Annotated in this window: 20 protein-coding genes; 5 read left to right on the top strand and 15 right to left on the bottom strand. The window is 67.0% G+C overall.

Annotation, left to right across the window (positions count from 1 at the left end; genetic code table 11):
- Positions 1 to 68: 68 nt before the first annotated feature.
- The 8 genes from ABE463_RS14815 to ABE463_RS14780 all read right to left on the bottom strand — a co-directional run bounded on the left by ABE463_RS14815 (position 69) and on the right by ABE463_RS14780 (position 5,826).
- Positions 69 to 410: a lipid-A-disaccharide synthase N-terminal domain-containing protein gene (locus tag ABE463_RS14815; RefSeq protein WP_121040949.1), complete on the bottom strand. Its 342-nt coding sequence runs from the start codon at positions 408 to 410 to the stop codon at positions 69 to 71.
- Positions 410 to 1,132: a glycosyltransferase family 2 protein gene (locus ABE463_RS14810; RefSeq protein ID WP_346468683.1), complete on the bottom strand. Its 723-nt coding sequence runs from the start codon at positions 1,130 to 1,132 to the stop codon at positions 410 to 412. The genes ABE463_RS14815 and ABE463_RS14810 overlap by 1 nt, the downstream gene beginning before the upstream one ends.
- Positions 1,133 to 1,219: 87 nt before the next feature.
- Positions 1,220 to 2,185 carry an SDR family NAD(P)-dependent oxidoreductase gene (locus tag ABE463_RS14805; RefSeq protein ID WP_259261935.1) on the bottom strand — a complete coding sequence of 322 codons (966 nt, stop codon included), beginning with the start codon at positions 2,183 to 2,185 and terminating at the stop codon, positions 1,220 to 1,222.
- 86 nt (positions 2,186 to 2,271) lie between these two features.
- Positions 2,272 to 2,580: a helix-hairpin-helix domain-containing protein gene (locus ABE463_RS14800; protein ID WP_019185615.1), complete on the bottom strand. Its 309-nt coding sequence runs from the start codon at positions 2,578 to 2,580 to the stop codon at positions 2,272 to 2,274.
- 35 nt (positions 2,581 to 2,615) lie between these two features.
- Positions 2,616 to 3,539: a ParB/RepB/Spo0J family partition protein gene (locus tag ABE463_RS14795; protein WP_259261933.1), complete on the bottom strand. Its 924-nt coding sequence runs from the start codon at positions 3,537 to 3,539 to the stop codon at positions 2,616 to 2,618.
- Positions 3,539 to 4,336, bottom strand: a complete 798-nt coding sequence (locus tag ABE463_RS14790; RefSeq protein ID WP_019185613.1) for a ParA family protein — start codon at positions 4,334 to 4,336, stop codon at positions 3,539 to 3,541. The genes ABE463_RS14795 and ABE463_RS14790 overlap by 1 nt, the downstream gene beginning before the upstream one ends.
- A gap of 201 nt (positions 4,337 to 4,537) precedes the next feature.
- On the bottom strand, positions 4,538 to 5,176 hold the full coding sequence (gene rsmG / locus ABE463_RS14785) for a 16S rRNA (guanine(527)-N(7))-methyltransferase RsmG (RefSeq protein ID WP_346468682.1): 639 nt from the start codon (positions 5,174 to 5,176) through the stop codon (positions 4,538 to 4,540).
- Positions 5,177 to 5,226: 50 nt separating this feature from the next.
- Entirely contained in the window at positions 5,227 to 5,826 is a 600-nt protein-coding gene (locus tag ABE463_RS14780; protein WP_346468681.1) for a 4'-phosphopantetheinyl transferase superfamily protein, read from the bottom strand.
- A 90-nt stretch (positions 5,827 to 5,916) separates the two neighbouring features.
- On the opposite strand from ABE463_RS14780, the gene ABE463_RS14775 reads away from it, so the two are divergent.
- Positions 5,917 to 6,168 (top strand): GlsB/YeaQ/YmgE family stress response membrane protein, encoded by a 252-nt coding sequence (locus ABE463_RS14775; RefSeq protein ID WP_123729793.1) that lies wholly within the window; start codon positions 5,917 to 5,919, stop codon positions 6,166 to 6,168.
- Positions 6,169 to 6,231: 63 nt separating this feature from the next.
- On the opposite strand, the gene xth is transcribed toward ABE463_RS14775, so the two are convergent.
- From xth to ABE463_RS14755, 4 genes are all read right to left on the bottom strand, one after another.
- Positions 6,232 to 6,999 carry an exodeoxyribonuclease III gene (gene xth, locus ABE463_RS14770; protein ID WP_346468680.1) on the bottom strand — a complete coding sequence of 256 codons (768 nt, stop codon included), beginning with the start codon at positions 6,997 to 6,999 and terminating at the stop codon, positions 6,232 to 6,234.
- Between the two features lie 41 nt (positions 7,000 to 7,040).
- Positions 7,041 to 8,456, bottom strand: a complete 1,416-nt coding sequence (locus tag ABE463_RS14765) for a coniferyl aldehyde dehydrogenase (protein ID WP_346468679.1) — start codon at positions 8,454 to 8,456, stop codon at positions 7,041 to 7,043.
- A 123-nt stretch (positions 8,457 to 8,579) separates the two neighbouring features.
- Positions 8,580 to 10,235 (bottom strand): MFS transporter, encoded by a 1,656-nt coding sequence (locus tag ABE463_RS14760; protein WP_123729789.1) that lies wholly within the window; start codon positions 10,233 to 10,235, stop codon positions 8,580 to 8,582.
- A gap of 66 nt (positions 10,236 to 10,301) precedes the next feature.
- Positions 10,302 to 11,729, bottom strand: a complete 1,428-nt coding sequence (locus ABE463_RS14755; RefSeq protein WP_346468678.1) for a DcaP family trimeric outer membrane transporter — start codon at positions 11,727 to 11,729, stop codon at positions 10,302 to 10,304.
- A gap of 382 nt (positions 11,730 to 12,111) precedes the next feature.
- On the opposite strand from ABE463_RS14755, the gene acs reads away from it, so the two are divergent.
- The 3 genes from acs (at position 12,112) to ABE463_RS14740 (ending at position 15,658) form a co-directional block, all read left to right on the top strand.
- A complete protein-coding gene (gene acs / locus ABE463_RS14750; protein ID WP_346468677.1) occupies positions 12,112 to 14,055 on the top strand; it encodes an acetate--CoA ligase in 1,944 nt (647 codons plus the stop codon).
- 90 nt (positions 14,056 to 14,145) lie between these two features.
- Positions 14,146 to 14,811, top strand: a complete 666-nt coding sequence (locus ABE463_RS14745; RefSeq protein ID WP_121040978.1) for a response regulator transcription factor — start codon at positions 14,146 to 14,148, stop codon at positions 14,809 to 14,811.
- 268 nt (positions 14,812 to 15,079) lie between these two features.
- Entirely contained in the window at positions 15,080 to 15,658 is a 579-nt protein-coding gene (locus ABE463_RS14740) for a manganese efflux pump MntP family protein (protein WP_346468676.1), read from the top strand.
- A 30-nt stretch (positions 15,659 to 15,688) separates the two neighbouring features.
- On the opposite strand, the gene ABE463_RS14735 is transcribed toward ABE463_RS14740, so the two are convergent.
- Together ABE463_RS14735 and ABE463_RS14730 are read right to left on the bottom strand one after the other, a co-directional pair.
- Complete coding sequence (locus tag ABE463_RS14735) at positions 15,689 to 19,138, bottom strand: PAS domain-containing hybrid sensor histidine kinase/response regulator (RefSeq protein WP_259261921.1); 3,450 nt, start codon at positions 19,136 to 19,138, stop codon at positions 15,689 to 15,691.
- 63 nt (positions 19,139 to 19,201) lie between these two features.
- Complete coding sequence (locus tag ABE463_RS14730) at positions 19,202 to 20,563, bottom strand: ATP-binding protein (protein WP_346468675.1); 1,362 nt, start codon at positions 20,561 to 20,563, stop codon at positions 19,202 to 19,204.
- Between the two features lie 239 nt (positions 20,564 to 20,802).
- Between ABE463_RS14730 and ABE463_RS14725 the strand changes: the two genes are divergently transcribed.
- Positions 20,803 to 22,650 (top strand): diguanylate cyclase, encoded by a 1,848-nt coding sequence (locus tag ABE463_RS14725; protein WP_346468674.1) that lies wholly within the window; start codon positions 20,803 to 20,805, stop codon positions 22,648 to 22,650.
- Positions 22,651 to 22,663: 13 nt separating this feature from the next.
- Here the strand turns inward: ABE463_RS14725 and ABE463_RS14720 are convergent, their stop codons facing one another.
- Complete coding sequence (locus tag ABE463_RS14720; RefSeq protein WP_259261918.1) at positions 22,664 to 23,674, bottom strand: OmpA family protein; 1,011 nt, start codon at positions 23,672 to 23,674, stop codon at positions 22,664 to 22,666.
- Between the last annotated feature and the right edge of the window lie 9 nt (positions 23,675 to 23,683).

Below are 23,683 nucleotides of genomic sequence, written 5' to 3'. Positions count from 1 at the left end.
GGGACGGCAAACCCCGATCATGGCACCAAGCTGGCGCGCGGTGCATGGATCAAAAGTCCTGCGCGACCCTAGTGCGTCGCCTTGTCCCGCTTCCACCCACGGTGCGCGATATCCAGCTTCAGGCTGTACAACGCGGTGAAGGCCGGGAACAGGTTCTGCAGCACGCCCACCGAGTCCTGCTTGGCCGAGAACAGGAAGTAGCTCAGCGTCATCAGGCTGCCGACCACGCTCATGTACCAGAACAGGCGCGGGATCACCGGCTTGCCGGCGCGGCGCGAAGCCACGAACTGGACCAGCCAGCGGCCGCCGAACATCAGCGCGCCGGTGTAGCCGATGAGCTTCCAGCCGGTCACATGCAGGCCGGTCCAGTACAACCAGGTGAGCGGCTGATCGAGCCAATGCAGTTCCATCAGCGTTCTTCCACGGCGGTGCGCTTGCTGCGCGTGATCAACCAGGCCACCCCGCGCAGGTCGCGGATGCCGACCAGGGCGCGGCCGAGGTTGTTGTACTTGGAGACCCCGGCGGTGCGGTGACGGTGATTGACCGGCACGCTGGTGGTCTGCCAGCCGGCCCGCTGCATCAGCGCCGGCAGGTAGCGGTGCATGTGGTCGAAGTACGGCAGATCCAGGAACGCGGCGCGCTCGAACAGCTTGATGCCGCAACCGGTATCGGGCGTGTCATCGCGCAGCATGCGGGCGCGGATCGCATTGGCCCACTTGCTGGCCCAGCGCTTGCTGCCCGAATCCTGGCGATTCACCCGCCACCCGGCGAACAGCTTGACCTCGGTGGCGGCGGCGGCCCGTGCAGCGAGCAGCTTGGGGATGTCGGCCGGGTCGTTCTGGCCGTCGCCGTCCAGGGTGGCGATCCACGGCGCACGCGCGTGCTTGACGCCGTTGCGTACCGCGGTGCTCTGCCCGCTCTGGGTCACGTGGTGCAGCACCCGCAGCTCCGGCGTGACGGCCTTCAGGGCCTGCAGCACCGCCAGGGTGTCGTCGCGCGAGTGGTCGTCGATATAGACGATTTCGAAATCGATCTGCCCACGCAGTGCGGTGGTGATCTCGTTGATCAGGGGCGTGACGTTGTCGCGTTCATTGAAGACCGGGACGACGACCGACAACTGGGGTTGGCTCATGGTCGGGCTCTGCGAATGGCCAGGATCGAAAAAGAGCGCGCATTCTCCGCGCCCGAGGTTATCCGAAGATGAATCGGCGTGTGTGTGTCAGGCGTGATCGCCGAAATACTCGCGGCACCAGGCCACCACGGGCGGCAGACCGCGCTCGATCGGCATCGCCGGCGCATAGCCGAAAGCGTCATGCGCGCGGGTGGTATCGGCCATGGTGCGGACCATGTCGCCGGGCTGCATCGGCTTGTAGACCTTCTGCGCCGGGCGTCCGGCCGCCGCCTCGATGACCCCGATGAAATGTTCCAGCTCGATCGGCGTGTGGTTGCCGAGGTTGAACACCCGGTGCGGGACCGTCTCGCGGGACGGATGCGCCAGCGCCCCGAGGATGCCATCGACGATGTCGGAGACATGTGTGAAGTCGCGCTGCATCTTGCCGTCGTTGAACACGTCGATGGGGCGGCCGGCCAGCACCGCGCGCGAGAACAGCAGCGGTGCCATGTCCGGGCGGCCCCACGGGCCGTACACGGTGAAGAAACGCAGGCCGGTGGCGTGCAGGCCGAACAGCTGTGCGTAGGTGTAGGCCATCAGCTCGTTGGCGGCCTTGGTCGCGGCATACAGCGAGCGCGGCTTGTCGATACGCTGGTCTTCGGAGAACGGCGGGGTCGCCGAATCGCCGTATACCGAACTGCTGGAGGCATACACCAGATGGGCCACGCCGCGATGGCGGCACAGCTCCAGCATGTTGACGAAGCCGGTCAGGTTGCTGTCGACGTAGGCATGCGGGTTCTCCAGCGAGTAACGCACGCCGGCCTGTGCGGCCAGGTGGATGACCCGGGTCGGTTGGACCTCATCGAACAGTGCGGCCAGGCCGTCGCGGTCGGTCAGATCGAGCACGCGGATGTCGGCGTCCGGGCACAGCGCGGCCACGCGATCGCGCTTGATCTGCGGGTCGTAGTAGTCGTTGTAGTTGTCCAGGCCGACGACGCGCTCACCGCGCTCAAGCAGGGCCTTGCAGGTGTTGGCGCCGATGAAACCGGCCGCGCCGGTCACGAGAATCGTCATGGGGTCTGTCCGTCATGCAGCCACGTATCAATACAGTGCGTGCCCGGGACGCCCGCGTGGCGATCCGCGCGTCCCGGTGGCCTGCCTCACCAGAGGCTGAGCGGCGCTTCCTTGGCCAGGGTGGCCTTGCGTTCCTTGCTGAAATCCCACCACGGCCGCGGCGCCTCGCCCTGCATGAAACGCAGCACCGACAGAAATACATCGATCACACAGGGGTCGTGCATCACCCCGGTGCGCAGACACAGCTGCGCGTACATGTCGTAGGCATCGCGACCGCGCAGATGCGCTGGCACGCGGATGCCGATCAGACGGAGATCTTTCTCACAGGCCGGCCCGACATTCGGCAGGTCGGTCAGACGCAACAGATGGTTGCGGTCGACCTTGGTGGGGTTCATTGGTTGGGGGAAATCCTCTGACGCCTGCGGGGGACTCAGCCCTTCTGTGCGCGAAGTCGGTCGAGCACGCCATCCAGCGTGTCCAGGTCGGTGTAATGGATGATCAGCTTGCCCTTGCCGCCACGGCCGTGGGCGATCGCCACGCGGGTACCCAGCGACTCGGACAGTTCGGTCTCCAGCGAGGCGATATCCGCCTGCGGCGCCGCGGCAGCGGGCTTCTTGCGCAGCGCGCCGGGCACCTTGCCGGCCGCGAACTGCTGCGCACGGTGTTCCACTTCGCGCACCGACCAGCCCTGATCGGCCGCTTCCTGGGCCAGCTTGCTGGCCAGTTCCGGCGCCAAGGTGAGCAGCGCGCGGGCATGACCCATTTCCAGCCGCCGGGTTTCCAGCAGCAGGCGGATGGCGATCGGCAGCTCCAGCAGACGCAGCAGATTGGACACCGCCGCACGCGAGCGGCCGACGGCCTGCGCGGCTTCGGCATGGGTCAGGGCGAACTCGCTGATCAGCCGCTGCAGCGCTTCGGCTTCTTCGAGCGGGTTGAGGTCTTCGCGCTGGATGTTCTCGATCAGCGCCATCGCGATGACGGTGCGGTCTTCCAGCTCGCGCACCACCACCGGCACTTCATCCAGACCGGCCAGCTGCGAGGCACGCCAGCGGCGTTCGCCGGCCACGATCTCGAAGCTGTCCGGGCCCAGCTGGCGGACCAGGATCGGCTGGATCACGCCCTGCGACTTGATCGACTCGGCCAGCTCGGCGAGCTTGGTCTCGTCCATGTCGCGGCGCGGCTGGTACTTGCCCGGCTGCAGGTGACCGACCGGCAGCTTGCGCAGGCGTTCGCCCGGCTGCGGTTCGACCACGGCGGCTGCCTGCACCTGTGTCACTGCCCCCTTGGGCCCCAACAGCGCGTCGAGGCCACGGCCGAGGCCGCGTTTCTTGCCGAGGGCAGGCTTGGTGCTCATCAGGCGGTCTCCATGGCCTTGTCGGCCTTCTTGCGTTGGTTGTTGCGACGGATGATCTCGCCAGCCAGGCCGAGATAGGCAACGCCACCGCGCGAGGCACGGTCGTACCCGACGATGCTCTGGCCATGGCTGGGCGCCTCGGCCAGGCGCACGTTGCGCGGCACGATGGTGCGGAACACCTGCTCGCCGAAGTGCTCGGTCAGCTCGGCCGACACGGCATTGGCCAGGTTGTTGCGCACATCGAACATGGTCCGCAGCACACCCTCGATCTCCAGCGCGGGATTGAGGTTGGCACGCAGCGCTTCGATGGTTTCCACCAACGCGCTCAGGCCTTCCAGCGCGTAGTACTCGCACTGCATCGGCACGATCACCGAATCGGCGGCGGCCAGCGCGTTGAGCGTCAGCAGCGACAGCGCCGGCGGGCAGTCGATCAGGATGTAGTCGTATTCGTCGCGGATCGGCGCCAGCGCGCGCTTGAGGCGCTGCTCGCGCTCGCTCTGGTCCATCAGCTGGATCTCGGCGGCGGTCAGGTCGATGTTGCCCGGGAGCAGGTCGAAACCTTCCGGGGTCTTGACCCGGACCTCGGCCGCGGTGCTTTCGCCCAGCAGCAGATCACAGGTGGAGGCGGCGACTTCGCGCTTGTCCACGCCGCTGCCCATGGTCGCATTGCCTTGGGAATCGAGGTCGACAAGAAGCACGCGCTTGGGTGCAGCAGCCAGGGAGGCGGCCAGATTGACGGCGGTCGTGGTCTTGCCGACGCCACCTTTCTGGTTGGCGATGGCGATGATGCGGGCCATGCGGGTGAGCCTCATCGGCAGGGAGTGGGACTGGTCATTATGCGTATATGGGGCGTGTCATGCACTGTGAGATGCGCGGCAGGCACGCGCCGCAATGCCGCAGCGACGCCCACGGGCACGCCGACGGCGCCACGTGAGGCCACCGCAGGAGGGGATCGGAACGCTGCTGGGGCGGGCGCTGCGCTCGCCGAGGTCACCGGCTCACGGGCCGGTAACCACCACCAGATGGCGCTCGCCGGTCAACCCGGGGACGCTCAGCGGCACCACCTTCTCCACCGCCCACCCGGCCGGCAGCTGCGCGATCTCGTCGTGCGGGTACACGCCTTTCATCGCCAGCAGGCGGCCGCCCGGGCGCAGCAGATGCCCACCGACCCGGATGATCCCGGCCAGGGTATCCATCGCGCGGGCGGTCAGATGGTCGTAGGCGGACGGTTCGGCCAGCGCCTCGGCACGCGACTCGGCTACGCGGGCGTTGCCCAGGCCCAGCTGGCGCACGGCCTCGCGCATGAAGCGGGCTTTCTTGCCGTTGCTCTCGACCAGGGTCACCTGCAGCTGCGGGCGCGCGATCGCCAGCGGAATGCCCGGCAGCCCGGGGCCGGTGCCCAGATCGGCCAGGGTGCCGGTCTCCAGGAACGGCTGCATCGCCAGCGAATCGAGCAGGTGGCGGGTCACCATCTCCAGCGGATCGCGGATGGCCGTCAGGTTGTACGTACGGTTCCAGCGATCGAGCAGGGTCAGGTAGGTCAGCAGCGGCGGTGCCAGCGCGGCATCCAGCTGCATGGCGGCCAGGCCGCGCTCAAGCGCGTCGGCCACGCCAGCGGGGAGGGTGTGTTCTGTCATGGCACCATTATCGCAGGTCGGTAGCGCCGACCGCGGGTCGGCGCCCCATCTCACATGGCATGCCAGGCCAGCGCGGCCCGGAATTCGTCGGCTGCCTGCCACTCATGCAGGTGCCAGCGCTCGGCCGGTCCCAGCTCCGGGTCGCACCAGGCCAGGTGCAGGCCACCGTCGATGCCGGGCGCGAGCTGCAGCCGGTGCAGACCGAAGGAGATGCCCTGCCCCTGCGCCTTCAACAGCGCTTCCTTGGCACACCACACGCGGAAGAACCAATGGTTGCGGGCGTTCTCGTCCAGCGATTCCAGCCAGGCGATCTCGGCCGGGTGGAAGAAGCGCTGCACGATGTCCAGCATCCGTGGGCGCGGGCGCAGCGGCTCCAGGTCCACGCCGAGGCGGACGCCTTCACCGAGGGCGACCAGCAGCTGCCCGTGGCTGTGGCTCCAGCCGGTGCCGATATGCGCCAACGGGCCATGCAGCTCTGGCCGGCCGCGCGGGTCGCGCTGCAGCGGCAGCTCATCCGGCGCCCCGCCCAGCTGCTCGGCCAGCAGCACCCGGGCCTGGGGCTCGCCCCGGGTGCCCGGCACATGCGGCAGGCGCCAGACCGTGACCGGGCCGAAGCGCCAAGGGCCGTCCAGCGTCGCTGGCAGGGTCATGCCACGGCTCCGCCATCGCGGCTGCACGACGATTTCACAGGGTGTGCCGTCCACTGCAGGGGTTGCAACCGCACAGAGGGAGTCAACGTTATGGGCATCATCATCTGGTTGATCGTCGGCGGCATCGTGGGCTGGCTTGCCAGCATCATCATGAAGCGGGACGCGCAGCAAGGCATCATCCTCAACATCGTAGTCGGCATCGTCGGCGCATTGCTGGCCGGTTGGCTGTTCGGCGGTGGCATCAATGAAGCGATCACCATCCGCACGTTCCTGTTCTCGTTGATCGGCGCAGTGATCCTGCTCGCGATCGTGAATCTGTTTACGCGCAGAAACGTGCGGTAACAAACGCACGTACCCCGTTTGATCAACAAGGCCCGGCACTGCCGGGCCTTGTTGTTTCCACGATCAGCCCAACTGCACCCAGGCCGGGGCATGGTCACTGGGGCGCTCCCAGGTACGCGGCTCACGGTCGATGCCCGAGGCCAGCGCGCGCGCCTTGAGCGCGTCGGAGACCAGGGTCAGGTCGATGCGCAGGCCGAGGTTGCGACGGAAGCCGGCCGCCCGGTAGTCCCACCAGCTGAACACGCCCTCTTCCTCGCTGTGCAGGCGGAAGGCATCGTGCAGGCCCAGCTGCAGCAGCTTGTTCAGGGCGCCGCGCTCGGCGGTGGAGGTCAGGATGTGGTTCTCGTTCCAGACCAGCGGGTCGTGCACGTCGCGGGCATCGGGCGCGATGTTGAAGTCACCCATCACCACCAGCTCCGGGTACCGGGCCAACTCGGCCTCGACCCAGGCATGCACGGCCTCGAGCCAGCGCAGCTTGTAGGCGTACTTGTCGGTGCCCACGTCCTGGCCGTTGACCACGTACAGGTTGATGATGCGCACGCCGTTGACGGTACCGGCGATGGCACGCTTCTGTTCATCCTCGAAGCCGGGGATGCCGATCTGCACGTCCTGCGCCGACTCGCGCGAGAGCAGCGCGACGCCGTTGTAGGTCTTCTGCCCGGCAAACACGCTGCGGTAGCCCAGCCCGGCCAGCACCGCGTCGGGGAACTTGTGGTCCTCCATCTTGGTTTCCTGGATGCCGACCACATCCGGCGCGAACGCCGTGAGCCATTGTTCCAGGTGCGGCAGGCGCACGTTGAGCGAGTTGACGTTCCAGGAGGCGATTTTCATGCGGGCATTCTACCTGTGGGGCGCGCCTTCGTCGGCGGCCCCTACCGCACCATCGCCTTCAACATTCCGGCGATCTTCGAATACGGCGGCTTGAGCAGATCGCTGGCGGCCCAGCGCGACTGCCACAGGATGGGCAGCTGCTTGCTCATCGCATCGAAACCGGCGCGCGCGTGATAGGCGCCCATGCCACTCGGGCCAACGCCGCCGAACGGCAGCCCATTGACCGCAAAATGCAGCAGCGTGTCGTTGACGGTGACGCCGCCGGCCACGACCTGCGCCAGCACCCGTTCCACCTGCCTACGCTCGTGACTGAAGACGTACAGCGCCAACGGGCGGTCACGTGACTGCACCGCCGCGATGGCGGCGTCCAGATCCGGATACGCGCAGACCGGCAGGATCGGGCCGAAAATCTCCTCGCGCATCAGCGCCAGATCGGCCGGCGGATCGAGCACGATGGTCGGCACGATCAGCCGCTCGCGCTGCGCACGCTCGGGATCGACCGTGGCCAGTTCGATCACCGGCACGCCCCGCGCGCGGGCCTCCTCGAGATAGCCGCGCAGGCGCTGGTACTGGCCGTCGTGGATGATCCGGGTGTAATCGGCGGCGTCGCTGAAATCGCCATAGCGCGCCTGCACCTGGGTCTGCAGCTGCTGCACCAGCTCGCGCTGGCGATGGCCGTCGATCAGCACGTAGTCCGGCGCGATGCAGGTCTGGCCGGCATTGAAGAACTTGCCGGTGGCCAGGCGCGCGGCGGCCTTCTCCAACGGGTAGTCGCTGCAGACAATGGCCGGGGATTTGCCGCCCAACTCCAGCGTGAGCGGGGTCAGGTGCTCGGCGGCGGCCGCCATGACCTTGCGGCCGATGGTGGTGGAGCCAGTGAACACCAGGTGGTCCAGCGGCGAGCCGGCCAGGGCGCCGGCGAGGTCTCCATCGCCCTGCACGACCGCCACGCGATCCGAGGGGAAGACGTCGGTCAGCAGCGACTGCAGGAAGGCGCTGGTGCGGGGGGTGTGCTCGGACGGCTTGAGGATCACGTGGTTGCCGGCGGCGATCGCGGTGGCCAGCGGAATCAGCGCCAGATTGACCGGGTAGTTCCAGGGTGAGATCACACCGACCACGCCCAGCGGCACCGGGCGGGTCTGCGCGCGCGCCGGCCAGAACCGCCAGCCGACACCGACCCGGCGCGGCCGCATCCAGCCGCGCAGATGGCCGCACAGATGATCGATGTCGCCGAGCACGGTCATGCCATCGGCGATCAGTGATTCGTCGGTGGAGCGGTGGCCGAAATCGGCCGAGATCGCCGCGGCCATGTCCGGCAGGCGCGCCTTGAGGGCAGCGCGCAGGCGCTGCAGGTCATCGCGGCGCTGTTCCAGCGTCGGGCGGTTGGCCTGCCAGGCGGTGCGCAGGGTCTGCAGGATCTCGGGCAGTGCAGCGGGATCGGTGTGGGCATCGCTCATGGGCCGACTATAGCGGCAGGCTGCGTGAGAGCGGGTCAGGGTAGTGCCGGCCGGCACTAACCCGGACACAGAAAGGGCCGCGATCTGCATCGCGGCCCCTTCGTCTTGCCGTGTGGATCACCGTTACTTGGTGATGTCCACATCCTTGGTTTCATGCAGGAACAGGCCGCCGACCACGACCGTCATCAACGCGATGATGATCGGGTACCACAGGCCGTAGTAGAGGTTGCCGGTACCGGCCACCAGCGCGAAGGAAATCGCTGGCAGGAAGCCACCGAACCAGCCGTTGCCGATGTGGTACGGCAGCGACATCGAGGTGTAGCGGATACGCGTCGGGAACAGCTCGACCAGGTAGGCGGCGATCGGGCCGTAGACCATGGTCACGTACAGCACCAGCAGCCACAGCATGAAGATCGTGCCGGGGATGTTGATGCGCGCGTTGTCCGCCTTGGCCGGGTAGCCGGCGGTGCTGAGCGCGCCCTTCAGCTCGCCACCGAAGGCATCGCCCTTGGCCTTGAGCTCTTCCTTGGTCAGGCCGGCAGCCTCGTACGAGGTCACCTCGGCGCTGCCCACCGATACCGTTGCCAGCGTACCGGCCGGTGCCGGCTTCACTTCATAGGGCACACCGGCCTTGGTCAGGGCCGCGGTGGCCACGTCGCAGGAGCTGGTGAACTTGCGCAGGCCGACCGGATCGAACTGGAACGAGCAGGTGTTCGGATCAGCATTGACCAGCGCCGGCGAGTTGGTGCGGGCTTCTTCGATGGCCGGGTTGGCGAAGTGGGTCAGGCCCTTGAAGATCGGGATGTAGGTGATCGCAGCCAGCAGACAGCCGGCCAGGATGATCTTCTTGCGGCCGATACGGTCGGACAGCCAGCCGAAGAAGATGAAGAACGGCACGCCCAGCGCCAGCGCTGCGGCGATCAGCAGGTAGGAGGTGGTGGCGTCGACCTTGAGCATGCTGCTCAGGAAGAACAGCGCGTAGAACTGGCCGCCGTACCACACCACGGCCTGACCGGCTGCGGCACCGAGCAGGACCAGCAGCATCAGCTTGAGGTTGCCGTCCTTGAGGCTGTCACGGAACGGGGTCTTGGAGCCCTTGCCTTCGGCCTTCATCTGCTGGAACAGCGGGGATTCGCTCAGCTGCAGGCGGATCCACACCGAGATGCCCAGCAGCACGATCGAGACCAGGAACGGAATACGCCAGCCCCAGGCTTCGAACGCTTCATTGCCCAGGAAGTAGCGGCAGGCCAGGATGATCAGCAGCGACATGAACAGGCCGAGCGTCGCGGTGCACTGGATGAAGCTGGTGTACAGGCCACGCTTGTCGGCCGGTGCATGCTCGGCGACATAGGTCGCGGCACCCCCGTATTCGCCACCCATCGCCAGGCCCTGGGCCAGACGCAGGATGATCAGGATCACCGGGGCGGCGAAACCGATCGAGGCGTAGTTGGGCAGCACGCCGACCAGGAAGGTCGAGATGCCCATGATCAGGATCGTGACCAGGAAGGTGTACTTGCGGCCGATACGGTCGCCGAGGCTGCCGAAGAAGGCCGCACCGAACGGGCGCACGAAGAAGCCGGCCGCGAACGCCAGCAGGGCGAAGATCATGCCCGTGGTTTCATTGACGCCGCTGAAGAACTGCTTGGCGATGATCGCGGCGAGCGAGCCGTACAGGAAGAAGTCGTACCACTCGAAGACAGTACCCAGGCTGGACGCGAAGATGACCTTCTTGTGTCCCTGGGTAAGTTGGGCTTTTGTTGGTGCGGGTGTGGTGGACATAGGACGCTTCCCCTCCGAAGCAATCGTTGTGTTGTGCCGGCTGTACACCGGCAATCGTTTTTTCTTTTAGAAGCTGTATTTCGTCGTGAACTGCAGGCGGCTGATATCGCCCTTGCGGCCATCCTCGATCTCGCGCACGCCATACATCAGCTCGGCGCCGACATCGACCTTGGGCATCGGTGTGTAGAACACGTTGCCGCGGATGCTCTGCACGCTCTTGGTGACCAGCGGGCCGAGGCTGCCGTCGTTGTCGTAATCGCTGCGCGCGTAGATCAGGTTGGTGCGCAACTTCGGGGTGAAGGCATGGCGCCAGCCGACGTAACCGGCCAGGACGCCGGTCGGGTTGAGTTCGTCGCGGGCGATGTCATACGCGGTATCAGCGGTGACACCCAGGCCGATGTAACGTGCGATGCCTTCGCCACCGGTGACCTGGTAATGCAGCGTATCGGTCGCGCCCATCACCCACTTGCCGCCCAGGGTGAGGCCGCCGCCGATCTTGTCCGCATCGGCACCGGTGGTCTGGTTGTCGACCTTGAGCTGACGGACCACGCCGCCGACACCGAAGGTGCCCCAATCGCCCTTCCAGCCATAACGCAGGGTCAGATCCGGCAGCGCGCCGCGGTCGGAGTTGCTGGCCACGTTGGTCCACGCGCCGGTGACCGGGTTGCGGGTGCCGGTGAGCAGCGTGGTTTCCGGGTTTTCCAGCGCGACGCTGAAGCCGCCCTGGGTGTAGCGGATCTGTGCCTGGCGCACGAAGATCACACCATCGGTCGGGCCGACGAAGTCGGCGGCTTCCGGCAGCGAGGCCGCGTCCATGAAGTTCGACCAGGTCTGGCCGGCCATCCAGTTGTTCCAGTACATGTAGGCGTGACGCAGGGTCGCACCGTAGGTATTGGTCGCGGTCTGGTTGCCCAGCGAGTTGCCGAAGAAGTCCATCTCGAAGAACGCACCGGACTTGTTGCCGGCCTCGCTGACATTGTCGATGCCAAGATTGAAGCGCGAGAACTTGGCGTGGGCGTTGTAATCCACGTCCGAGCGCTTGCCGCTGCCGCCGGCACCGGCCACCGGGGTCTGGCCCGGCAGATACAGCGCGCGGCCGGTGGCATCGTCGGCAAGCTGACCGTCGCCGGTCTGGGTGGCGAGGAAATCGGCCTTGATGAAGCCGCCGATCTTGACCGTGGTCCCCGGCGCGGCGCCCGGGGTGATGGTGGTGACCTGGATCGGCTGCTTGCCGGCCGGCACCGTGGCCGCCACCGGTTGCTGTGCCTGGACCGTGCGCACGGCGGTGACATCGGTCTGGGCCTGGCTGATCTGGACCTGCTGTTGCTGCTGGTTGTTCAGCAGCAGCTGGACCTGGCGTTCCAGCTCGACGACGCGGGCTTCCAGCGCTCTTTCTTTTGCGGTTTCGGCGAACGCCATGCCTGGCGCGATCAATGCGACGAACATGGCAGCGGCCAACGGCCGGCGTGTCGTCCTCAGCAAACGGTGGCTCATGTTGCCCTCTCTCCCGGGTGGCAAGGTGATGCCGCGCATGGGGCACGGTCGAGCCGAGGGTGCGGCGCGTTGACGCACCGAAGCTATTGGCCATTAGTCGTACTCGCCCCAACGGGCGAGTACGACCCGGGCGCCGGCAGGCGACCGGCAGGTGCCGCAGGCACCGCGCAGGTACCGACCGTGGGTCGGTACGCCTTGCCTCACGACCAACGGTCGTGAGCTACCGGGGTTGGCTGCCCTGTCATATCGGGGTGGACGGCGTTCGACCATGGTCTAACCACCTCGACACCGCGTAGCCGGGTGGATGCGGCAAACTGAGGGGGAGAGGTCGTCACTTATGTTGCGACCGCACAACCCAAGTCAACGTGCAAGTGAGGGTGCCATGGCTGATCTTTACCCCGTCGACGCCGCGTTCGCCGCGGCATCGCGGATCGACAAGAACACGTACCAGCAGCTCTACCGTGAATCGGTGGAGCATCCGGATGCCTTCTGGGGCAAGGCCGCCGAGCGCCTGGAGTGGTTCAAGAAACCGACCCGTATCAAGAACGTCAGCTACCAGCTCGACGATTTCCGCATCAAGTGGTTCGAAGATGGCGAGCTCAACGCCAGCGTCAACTGCCTGGATCGCCAGCTCGATGAACGCGGCGACAAGATCGCCCTGCTGTTCGAACCGGACAGCCCGGATGCACCGGCCCAGGGCGTCACCTATCGCGAGCTGTATGAGCGCACCTGCCGCCTCGGCAACGCGCTGCGCAACCTCGGCGTCAAGAAAGGCGACCGGGTCACCATCTACCTGCCGATGATCGTCGACGCCGCCGTGGCCATGCTGGCCTGCGCGCGTATCGGTGCGATCCACTCGGTGGTGTTCGGCGGCTTCGCCCCGAACTCGATCGCCGACCGCGTCATCGACTGCGGCAGCAAGCTGATCATCACCGCCGACGAAGGTCTGCGCGGTGGCAAGAAGATTCCGCTCAAAGCCAATGTCGATGCGGCGTTGAAGCTGCCCGGCACCACCACCGTGGAAACAGTGCTGGTGGTCCGCCACACCGGCGGCGCGGTGGACATGCAGGCCCCGCGCGACCGCTGGTTCCACGATGTGGTGGACCCGCAGCCGGCGCAGTGCGAGCCCGAGCGCATGAATGCCGAGGATCCGTTGTTCATCCTCTACACCTCCGGCTCCACCGGCAAGCCCAAGGGCGTGCTGCACACCACCGGCGGTTACCTGCTGTACGCGGCCTATACCCATGAAGCGGTATTCGACCTGCGCGAGGACGACATCTACTGGTGCACGGCCGATGTCGGCTGGGTCACCGGCCATAGCTACATCGTGTACGGCCCGCTGGCCAACGGCGCCACCTCGGTGATGTTCGAAGGCGTGCCGAACTTCCCGAACACCTCGCGGTTCTGGGACGTGATCGACAAGCACCAGGTCACCATCTTCTATACCGCCCCCACCGCGATCCGCGCGTTGATGCGCGAAGGCGATGCACCGGTCAAGCGCACCTCGCGCAGTTCGCTGCGCCTGCTCGGCAGCGTTGGCGAGCCGATCAATCCGGAAGCCTGGCGCTGGTACTACGAGGTGGTCGGCGACAGCCGCTGCCCGATCGTGGATACCTGGTGGCAGACCGAAACCGGCGGCATCCTGATCTCGCCGCTGGCCGGCGCGGTCGATCTCAAGCCTGGCTCGGCCACCCTGCCCTTCTTCGGCGTGCAGCCGGCGCTGGTCAATGCCGATGGCGAAATCCAGGAGGGGGCCACCGAAGGCAACCTGATCATCCGCGATTCGTGGCCGGGCCAGATGCGCACCGTCTACGGCGACCATCAACGCTTCATCGACACCTACTTCCGCACCTACCCGGGCAGCTACTTCACCGGCGACGGCTGCCGTCGTGACGAAGATGGCTACTACTGGATCACCGGCCGCGTCGACGATGTGATCAACGTTTCCGGCCACCGCATCGGCACCGCCGAAGTGGAAAGCGCGCTGGTCTCGCACCCCAAGGTGGCCGAAGCGGCCGTGGTCGGCTTCCCGCACGACATCAAGGGCCAGGGCATCTATGCCTACGTGACGCTGATCGCCGACGAGACGCCGAGCGATGAACTGCACAAGGAGCTGGTGGCCTGGGTGCGCAAGGAGATCGGTCCGATCGCCGCGCCCGACCATCTGCAGTGGGCGCCGGGCCTGCCGAAAACGCGCTCGGGCAAGATCATGCGCCGCATCCTGCGCAAGATCGCCGAGAACGCCCCGGACCAGCTTGGCGACACCTCGACCCTGGCCGATCCGTCGGTCGTGGCCTCGCTGGTGGAAGAACGCAAAGTGAAGTGAAGTAACCTTTCGCCCCCTGACTCAGGGGGCTGTCATCTCGATAGACTTTTTCGTTGCGTCGCTGCACGCCTCCGCAACATGGCCCCCACCATGACGACCCTCCTGATTGCCGATGACCACCCGCTGTTCCGCGAAGCCCTTCGCGGGGCCGTGCAACGCGTCATCCCCGGCGTGCAGCTGTACGAAGCGGACAGCGTGGAAGCGCTGTACCAGCTGGCCGACCAGCACACCGACGCCGACCTGGTCCTGATGGACCTCAACATGCCCGGCGCGCAGGGCTTCAACGCGCTCGTGCATATGCGTGCCCTGCACCCGCAGCTGCCGGTGGTGGTGGTGTCGGCACGTGAGGAACCGACGGTGATGCGACGCGCGCTCGACCACGGCGCCTTTGGCTTCATCCCCAAATCCGCCGATTCGGACACCATCGGCCATGCGCTGGGCACCATTCTCGATGGCGAGACCTGGGCCCCACCGGAAGCGCACAACGTGCCCCAGACCGGGCGCGAGGAACGCGAGATCGGCCAGCGCCTGCGCGAGCTGACGCCGCAGCAGTTCCGGGTGCTGCAGATGCTGGGTGCCGGCCGCCTCAACAAGCAGATCGCCTACGACCTCAACGTCTCCGAAGCGACGATCAAGGCCCACGTCACCGCGATCCTGCGCAAGCTCGGCGTCACCAACCGCACCCAGGCGGTGCTGATGGCCGGCAAGCTGGCCATCGACGACGAACAGATCGTGTTGCCGCCCGAAGAAGAGTAGGCGTTATAGCCGGAGCTATGAATTCCAGCGTTACCTGCGCAATTGCCGGTAAACGCTCCATGCCGCAACCCCGGTGCTAAGCTTCGCGTCCCCTTGGGGAGTAGCCGGATTCCTGCTGAAGGAATCGCCCGTATCAACATACTCGGCCAGTGCGCCGTGGTGCGGGCAACCATCTTGGTTGGCGAGACCAGCGGTCCGCGTGCGCAACGACAGGTTGGGCGCGTTCGCGGTCCGTTGCTCGCTATCGCCCGACCTGCCGCGTACCCCAATGTCCCCTGTTTCGATCCTGCTGATCGGCTTTGCCATGTCCACCGATGCCTTCGCTGCGGCGATCGGCAAGGGCGCGGCCATGCGCAAGCCATGTTTCTCCGATGCATTGCGCGCCGGCCTGATCTTCGGTGTCATCGAAGGCATCACCCCGGTGATCGGCTGGCTGCTCGGTCGCGCTGCGCTGGAGTACGTAGAGGCCTTCGATCACTGGATCGCGTTCGGCCTGCTCGGGGCGCTGGGCGTGCACATGATCATAAACGGCCTGCGCCCCGATGAGGGCGCAGAGGAAGACGACACCAGCAGACACCACGGCTTCTGGCGCCTGGCGATGACCGGTTTCGCGACCAGCATCGATGCGATGGCGGTCGGCATCGGCCTGGCCTTCCTCGACGTGCATATCGGCGTCATGGCGCTGGTCATCGGCCTGTGCACGCTCACCATGGTGACCTGCGGGATCATGCTCGGCCGCGTCTTGGGCGGCATGGTGGGCAAGCGCGCCGAGATCATCGGTGGCGTGATCCTGATCATCATCGGCTCCACCATCCTGTACGAACACCTCAGCGGTGCGGTGGCCTGATCGGGCACGGCGACCGCCGCCAGCCCGCGGCTAGAGATCGCCGCGGGTGTCGTGGAAGGCGGCCAGGAAAGCACGCAGCGAGGCCGGCTTGATCGGCTTGGTCAGCAACCGGTAACCGCGGTCACGCGCCATCCGCTTCAGCTCATCGCGGCCATCGGCGGTGAGCAGCGCGCCCGGAATCGCACGCCCGGCCTTCTGGCCCAGGGCCACCAAGGTATCCAGCCCATCCAGGCGGTCATGCAGGTGGTAATCCACCAGCATCACATCCGGCCGTTCCACCACTTTCTCCAGTGCCTGGTCGACCGTGCTGGCGGTGATCACCTGCACCTGCCAACGGCCGAGCAGTGCGCGCATGCCATCCAGGATCTCCTGGTCGTTGTCCACGCACAGCACGCGCATGCCCGCCAGCGAATCGGTGCGGGTGACCGGGCTGGGTGCCGGCAGCGCTGTCACGCTGGGCAGCGCCGGTGCGGCCACCAGCGGCAGCAGGATCGAGAACATGCTGCCGCTGCCCACGCGGCTGCGCGCGTTGAGGCGGTGGTCGAGCAGGCGCGAGATGCGCTGGCAGATCGACAGGCCCAGCCCCAGCCCCTGCTCGCCCCAGTCGAAGGGCTGCTGGTAGCGATGGAACTCATCGAAAATCTGCTGCATGTGGTGTTCGGGAATGCCCGGGCCGGTATCCCATACCTGCAGCTCCACCTCCGGCCCGCGATGCCGCACCGCCAGCACGATGCGGCCCTGGCGCGTGTAGCGCAGTGCATTGGCCAGGAAGTTCTGCAGCACGCGGCGCAACAGGCGGCGATCGCTGCGCACCCACGCCGGCCGTGCGAACAGGTCCAGGCGCAGGCCACGGCCGGCGGCGACGGGTGAGTACTGCGCCGCCAGTTCGCGCATCAACAGGCTGACGTCGAAATCGCCGATCACCGGGTGCAGCCCGCCGGCATCCAGCCGGGAAACGTCCAGCAGGCCATCCAGCAGCTCTTCGGCTGCGCGCAGTGACGCATCCACGCGCTCGGCCAGATGCCGCTGCTCTTCGTTGTTGTGGTGGCTCTCACGCAGCGCAGAAGCGAACAGGCGCGCGGCGTTGAGCGGCTGCAGCACGTCATGGCTGATCGCCGCCAGGAAACGCGTCTTGGACTGCTGCGCCATCTCCGCCTCGTGCGAACGTTCGGCCACGCGCTGCTCCAGCGTTTCGTTGGCTTCCAGCAGCGCGCGCTCGGCGTGCTTGTAGTCGGTGATGTCGTTGTAGCTGGTGACGTAACCGCCGCCGGGCAGCGCCTGCCCGCGCATTTCGATCACCTTGCCGTCGCTGCGGGTGCGCTCGAAGATATGCGGCGAACCGGCGCGCATGTAACCGATGCGACGGTTGATCTGCACCTCGATCTCGCCCTCGCCCAGCTCGCCACGCTCGGCGTTGTACCGGATCAGATCTGCGACCGGGCGGCCCACGTAGAGCATCCCGTCGGGATAGCCGAACATCTGCTGGTAGCGGCGGTTCCAGGCGGTCAGACGCATGTCCGGATCGACCACACTGACGCCCGCGCTGATGTTCTCCAGCGTGGTCGACAGGATTTCGCGGTTGAAGCGCAGTTCCTGGCCGGCTTCATCGAGCACCGCCACTACTTCGCCCAGATCCATGCCCGAGCCGCGCAGCAGGCTGGTCAGCAGCAGACGCGCGGACGCCGCACCGATCGAGGCGGCCAGCAGGCGTTCGGTGAACTGCACCCAGGCACGGTCGGCCGGGGCCGACGCCTGCAGCTCGCGCCCCAGCGATTGCGCCTGCTCAAAGAACGAGCGCCGTGCATGGCGGTCACCCACCACGCGCGCGGCCAGCGCCAGCAGGTCACCCACGTGCACATGGCCCGGCCACGCACCGGCGACCGACGGCCGCTGTGCATACGGATCCAGGAAGGGCGCCGCGCCCAGCCGCTCGTCCACGCCGGGACGCCAGCGCACCGAGACCAGTACCATCGCGGCCACGTTGACCAGCAGCGACCAGAACGTGCCGTGGGTCAGCGGGTCCCAGCCACTCATTCCGAACAGGTGCTGCGGCTGCAGCCAGTCGATACCGAACGGGCCCTGCACCAGCCAGCTCGCATCCATCCAGCCGGCATGCGTCAGCGCCGGCAGCAGCAGGGTATAGACCCAGGTGCCGAAACCGAGCAGCATGCCGGCCTCGACGCCACGGCGGCTGGCACCGCGCCAGTACAGGCCGCCGATCAGCCCGGGCGCGAATTGGGCCACCGCCGCGAAGGCCATCAGCCCATACGACGCCAGCGTACTGTCATTGCTGCTGCCGCGGTAATAGCTGTAGGCCACGAGGGCGAGCAGCAGGATCGCCGTGCGCCGGATCCACAGCACGCGTGAGGCGACGTTCGCCGCGTCCTCGTGGTGGTCGTTGCGGCGCAGCAGCACCGGCATCACCAGGTCGTTGCTGACCATGGTGGCCAACGCGATCGACGCCACGATGACCATGCCGGTTGCCGCCGAGAAGCCGCCGACATAGGCGACCAATGCCAGGAACTTGCGCCCCTCGGCCAGCGGCAGGGCCAGCACCATGCTGTCGTCGGCCACGCTGCCACCGGTGCCGAACAGGGTCACGCCCGCCGTGGCGATGGGAATCACCATCGCCGAGATGATCACCAGGTAGGCCCCGAACATCCAGCGCGCGCGCCGGATGTCACGCACATCGCCGCACTCGACCACCGCCACATGGAACTGGCGCGGCAGGCAGATGATGGCCAGGAAGCTCAGCAGGGTCTGCGAAATGAAGCCGACCGGCGGCAGGCCGCTGAACAGCGTGTGCGCCGATTCGATCACCGCATCGGTGCGGTCGTTGAGCCACAGGTAGGCGAACAGACCGAGCGCGACCATCGCGATCAGCTTGATCATCGACTCCAGCGCGATCGCCAGCATCATGCCGTGGTGGTGCTCGGTGGCATCCACCTGGCGGGTGCCGAACAACGTGGCGAACAAGGCCATCAACAGCGCCACGTACAGCGCCGGATCGGTGAAGAAGCCGGTGGGCCCGACGTTGCCGGTCAGCACCTGCAGGCTCATCGCCACGGCTTTGTACTGCAGGGCCAGGTACGGCACGATGCCGATCAGCGCGATCACCGCCACCAGCGCGGCCAGCCGCCGCGAGCGGCCGAAGCGCGAGGAGATGAAATCGGCGATGGACACCACGTTCTGGCTGCGTGCGATCAGCGCCAGGCGCTCGATGATGCGCCAGCCGAACACCCACAGCAGCAACGGCCCCAGGTAGATCGGCAGGTAGCCCACGCCGTTGCGCACCGCAGTGCCGACGGCGCCGTAGAACGTCCACGACGAGCAGTACACCGCCAGCGCCAGGCTGTAGACCACCGGGCGCAGCCACGGGCGGTCGGGGTACATCGGCCGACGGTCGCCCCACCACGCCACCCCGAACAGGAGCGCGGCATAGGCCACCGAGACCAGCAGCAGGATCCAGCTAGAAACCACAGGGTTGTTTCCGCGAGAGCAGCCCGCAGTGTAGCGGCTGGGCGGCCCCGCCCACGGCCCGGTTCAGGCCGGCACCGCCGCCAGCGGCCGGGTCGGCAGACGGATGCTGACCCGGGTACCCCGGTCCTTGCCGCTCTCCACCTGGATGTGTCCTCCGGCCGCCTCGACCAGGCTGGCCGTGACGGCCAACCCGAGTCCCGTCCCCTGCCCGACCGGCTTGGTCGTGAAGAACGGCTCCAGGCAGCGTGCACGCACCTCCTCGCTCATCCCATGGCCGCTGTCACTGACCTGGATGACCACCTCATCAATACGCGAGGGCTGCACGACCGCCAGGCAGAAATGGCCGCCCTCCGGCATGGCCTGGTGGGCATTCACCGCCAGGCTGAGCAGGATCGACTCCAGCTGGGCCGGATCGAAATGGATCAGGCACTGCACCTGACCGCTGTCGACCTCGCACTGCACCCGCGCGTCGAACACCTGCTGCAGGGTGGGTACCATGGCCGTGATCGTCGCCGCGACATCCAGCAGCTGCGGCCGACTGTGCTCCAGCCGGCTGAAATCCAGCAAGCGCCGGCTGACGGCCGTCGCGCGCCGCACCGCGGCGTCGGCCCCCTGCAGTGCCACCTGGAGCTCACCTGCCTGGCTGCGCCGGGCTTTGGCGATATAGCTCTGGATCAAGGCCAACAGATGGTTGAAGTCATGCGCGATGCCGCTGGCGAGGCGACCGACGTTCTCCATCTTCATCGCGTGCACCAACTGGTCGCGCGAGCGCTCCTTCTCCTGGATCTCCACCTGCAGCTCATCGCGCTTGCGGGCCAGGTCGCGGCCGTGCTCCCGCGCGACCTGCAGGCTCTCACGCAGGCCGGTGACGCTGTGATGCAGCAACCAGGCAGCCAGCAGGGTGGCGAACATGCATATCGCCAGGTCATTCACCGCGAGCAGGAGCCGATCAGGGCGGAACATCAAGGTGGAGGCATCCACCCACGCCCCCACCACGATCAGCAGGCACAGCCAAGCGGTGACCCACCACAGCGGACGCCTGCCCAGCACCGCCGCCACGAACAGGACCGGTAACAGCAGCACCAGTTGCAACCGCAACTGTGCCGCCAGCCCCCAGTATGCATAGGCCACGGTGAGCAGCAGCATCTGGCCAACAACAAAGAGGGTGGCCGCGCGAAGCGGACGCCCTGCACGCTGCAGCAGCAGGCAGAGCAGGCACAGCAGTGCGTGCAGCACGGCAATGAGCGGCACCATCAGGTCCAGGCCCATGCCCATGCGCAGCGCGATCCAGACCGCCATCAACAGATGGAACAGGCCGACCATGTTCAGCAGGCCACGCAGCATGGCATCGGTACGGCGACCCAGCGACTGCGTCGCAGTCCCGGGGAGGGAGCTGGTCCGGGGGGACGGTGGAATAATGGGCATGCGCGGCAGGCTCCAGGCCGGAGCGACAGCGTCCGGCGGCAACGAGGGTATATTAGCGGCGCGTGATCCGGCAGCGTCGCTGCTGCGGTGTCACCAGGAACGTGCCTCATTGCCGTCCGTCCGCACTCGACCGGGAAGTCGCTGTCCTCATGCCTACGTTGTCGCTTGTCCGTCGCGGGCTGTCCGCGCTCGTCTGTCTATCCTGGCTGGCTGCCCCGTGCGCGCTGGCGCAGCGCCCCATGGACAGCGTTCCACTGACTGCGCAGGTGCAGCAGTGCCACGGCCTGCTGACCAGCGCGCCGCGGACCTCGCTGCAGATCGCGCGCTCGTTGCTTGCGGCACCCGCTCTGCCCACGTCGATCGAAATCGGTGCGGTCGGCTGCCTGGGTGCGGCACTGCGCTCGCAGGGCCACCTCGACCAGACGATGGACCTGCCCGACCGCCTGCTGGCTGCGGCCGCGCGCGCCGATGCGACGGCCGAGGACCAGCTGCGCGCTCACTCCATCGCCGCACACCTGCTGTTATGGCGCGGCGACCATGGCCAGGCACTTGAGCTGACCAATCGCTTCCTGGAGGAGTCGGTCCGCCAACGCGACGTGCAGGGCCAGATCGGGGCGCTGATGCAGATCGCCATGATCCGCGGCGACGCGATGGGCGACGCACAGGGCGCTCTGACCTATCTGCAGAAAGCCACCGCATTGAGCGAGCATCTGCGTCGGCCGCCCAATCCCGGCGATCTCATCCTGTACTACAACTTCGGGTATGCGCTGCTGCAGATGCAGCGGCTTGAAGAGGCCAACACGGCCTTCAGTCGGGCCGAGGCGATTGGCACGCGGGTGGGCGGCCAGGACCTGTTCCTGCACCGCATCGTCAGTCACCGCGCCGAGATCCAACGCCTGCGCGGACAGCTGCCGGCCGCCGAAGCGGGGCTGCGCCGGGCCTTGGCCTGGCAGGCGGCGCAGGACCCGCAGGGACAGGTGGTCACCCTGCAGCGGCTCGCCCGGCTCACCCTTGATCAGGCCGGTGCGGAAGCGGCGCGCCCCTTGGCGGAACAGGCTCAGGAGCAGGCTGAGCGCGGCCATTTCAGCGATGAAGTCCGTGGCGGGCTGGACCTGCTGGGCGATATCCATACCTTGCTGGGCAACCGCGAGCAGGCCCTGCAGTACGCGCGCCAGGCCCGTGATATCGATCGGGCTCGCAGCAAAGGGGAGACGCTCAATCAGCTCGCCAAGCTGCAGGCCACCGCCGAGCGCAGCATCCACCCGGCCGACATCCATGCGATGCAGGACCTGGATCGTGTGCGGGTGCTGCGCAATGGCGCGCTGATTGCATTGTTGGTGGTGGCGGGCATCGCCACGTTCGTCGTGCTGCGCATGCGCCGGCAACGACATCACCTCGCCCTGCTGAGCAGCACCGACCGGGTGACCGGCCTGATCAACCGGCGGGAGGCCGAACAGCTGCTTGCCGCGGAACGGGCCAAGGGCGGGGCCGATCAGCGCAGCGTGGTGATGCTGCTGGAAGTGGATGCGTTCAAAGCCCTCAACGAGCGACACGGTGAGGCCGCCGGCGATGCCGTGTTGCGCGCCGTGGCTCAGTGCCTGCGCCGACACTGCGACAGCCATGACCGCATCGCCCGATGGGGTGGCGCCAGCTTCCTGGTCGTCCGGCACGATACCGCTGCGCCAGCCGCGCAGGCGCTGGCGAGCCATCTGCGTGCCGCGATCGAGCGCCTGGTGGTGGACATCGGCCCGGCCCAGCATCTGACCCTGACGGCGACTATCGGCATGGCACCGTTGCCGCTGTTCGCGCATGCGCCGGATGCGCTCGACGACAGCCTGCGTGCCGCCGATCGGGCGCTGCAGAGCGCCCGCCGAAGTGGACACAATGCCTGGGCCATGTTGTGGGGCGAGGACGCCGGCCGCGATGTCGATCTGTACAGCCTGCTCCACGACCCCGCCAAGGCGATGGCCAGCGGCTGGTTGTCATTGGCGGGGAGCAGGCCGATGGCCTGGCTTCCGCCACGCCCGGAGCCGGCGCGCACCCCGGTGGATCAGGATGTGCAGACCGGGACCGGTCACCCGCGCTGATCGCGCGCTGCGATCAGCGCGTCACATCGAAGCGTACTTCCACCCGGCGGTTGGGGAGCAGGCATTCCAGCAGGGCCGCACGCGGGCGCACGCCATCGCATTGCTGTACCTGCTGGGTGTCGCCCTTGTACTCATAGCGGATGCGGTGCGGATCGATACCCCGCCCGATCAGCAGCTCACGCACGGTCCGGGCACGCCGCTCGGACAACGCCTGGTTGGCATCGAAGCCGCGCCCCTGCATGCGGTCGGCATGACCCACCAGGGTCACACCGTCAAGCTGCAGGGACTCATCGGCAATGCTGGCCAGCGCGCGGTCCACGCTTTCCAGTGAATAGGTGCGGATGTCGCGGTACGCATCGCGGTCGAACTCGAACAGCACATTGGCCACCAGCGGCCCCGGCGCAGCGACGATGGCCGGGCCGACATCGCACTGGCGGGCCAGCGCCTCGGCGTCATTGACCAGTTCCTCGGCGATCTGGATATACGGCTTGGAATGGCGCCACTGCTGCTGGTTGAATTCGTTACCGGCGTGCACCAGCTCGACTTCGCCACAGGCGACCTGCTGCTGCGCGCACACGAAGCCCGGCGCACCGTGCAGTACCCGCAGGCGCTGCCACAGGTCATCGCGCAGGTACTTGGCGTTGTTCACCAGCGGCGTATCGGTGGGCAGCGGCGAGACGCCCTGCTCCATGCCCACGATCAGCGTCTCCGATTCGGTGAGCGCCTGCTGCGGGAACGCGCTGCGATCGTTGCGACTGTATTCGTGGAAGGACACGTCCAGCCAGCACTGCGCCTTGGACAGGTGGTAGTCGCGGATCGGGCGCCCACCGTCATTGAGCGCCTGGATGCGACCCTGGGTGGCCTCATAGGTGCCATGGTCGGCATGGATCGCCTCATCGGTGATGCGCTGCTGCTGCGGCAACAACTGCGCCTGCTGCGCGTCGGCGTGCCCGGCCACAGCAGCCAGAAGAGCCGCGGCAAGCAGCGACGGAGCAATACGGTCAATCGGGAAAAGAGTCGTCATCAGGGCATC

It is taken from the genome of Stenotrophomonas sp. TWI819 (assembly GCF_039673075.1).
Lineage (GTDB): Bacteria > Pseudomonadota > Gammaproteobacteria > Xanthomonadales > Xanthomonadaceae > Stenotrophomonas > Stenotrophomonas rhizophila_B.
This window is presented reverse-complemented; position numbering and strand designations above follow the sequence as displayed.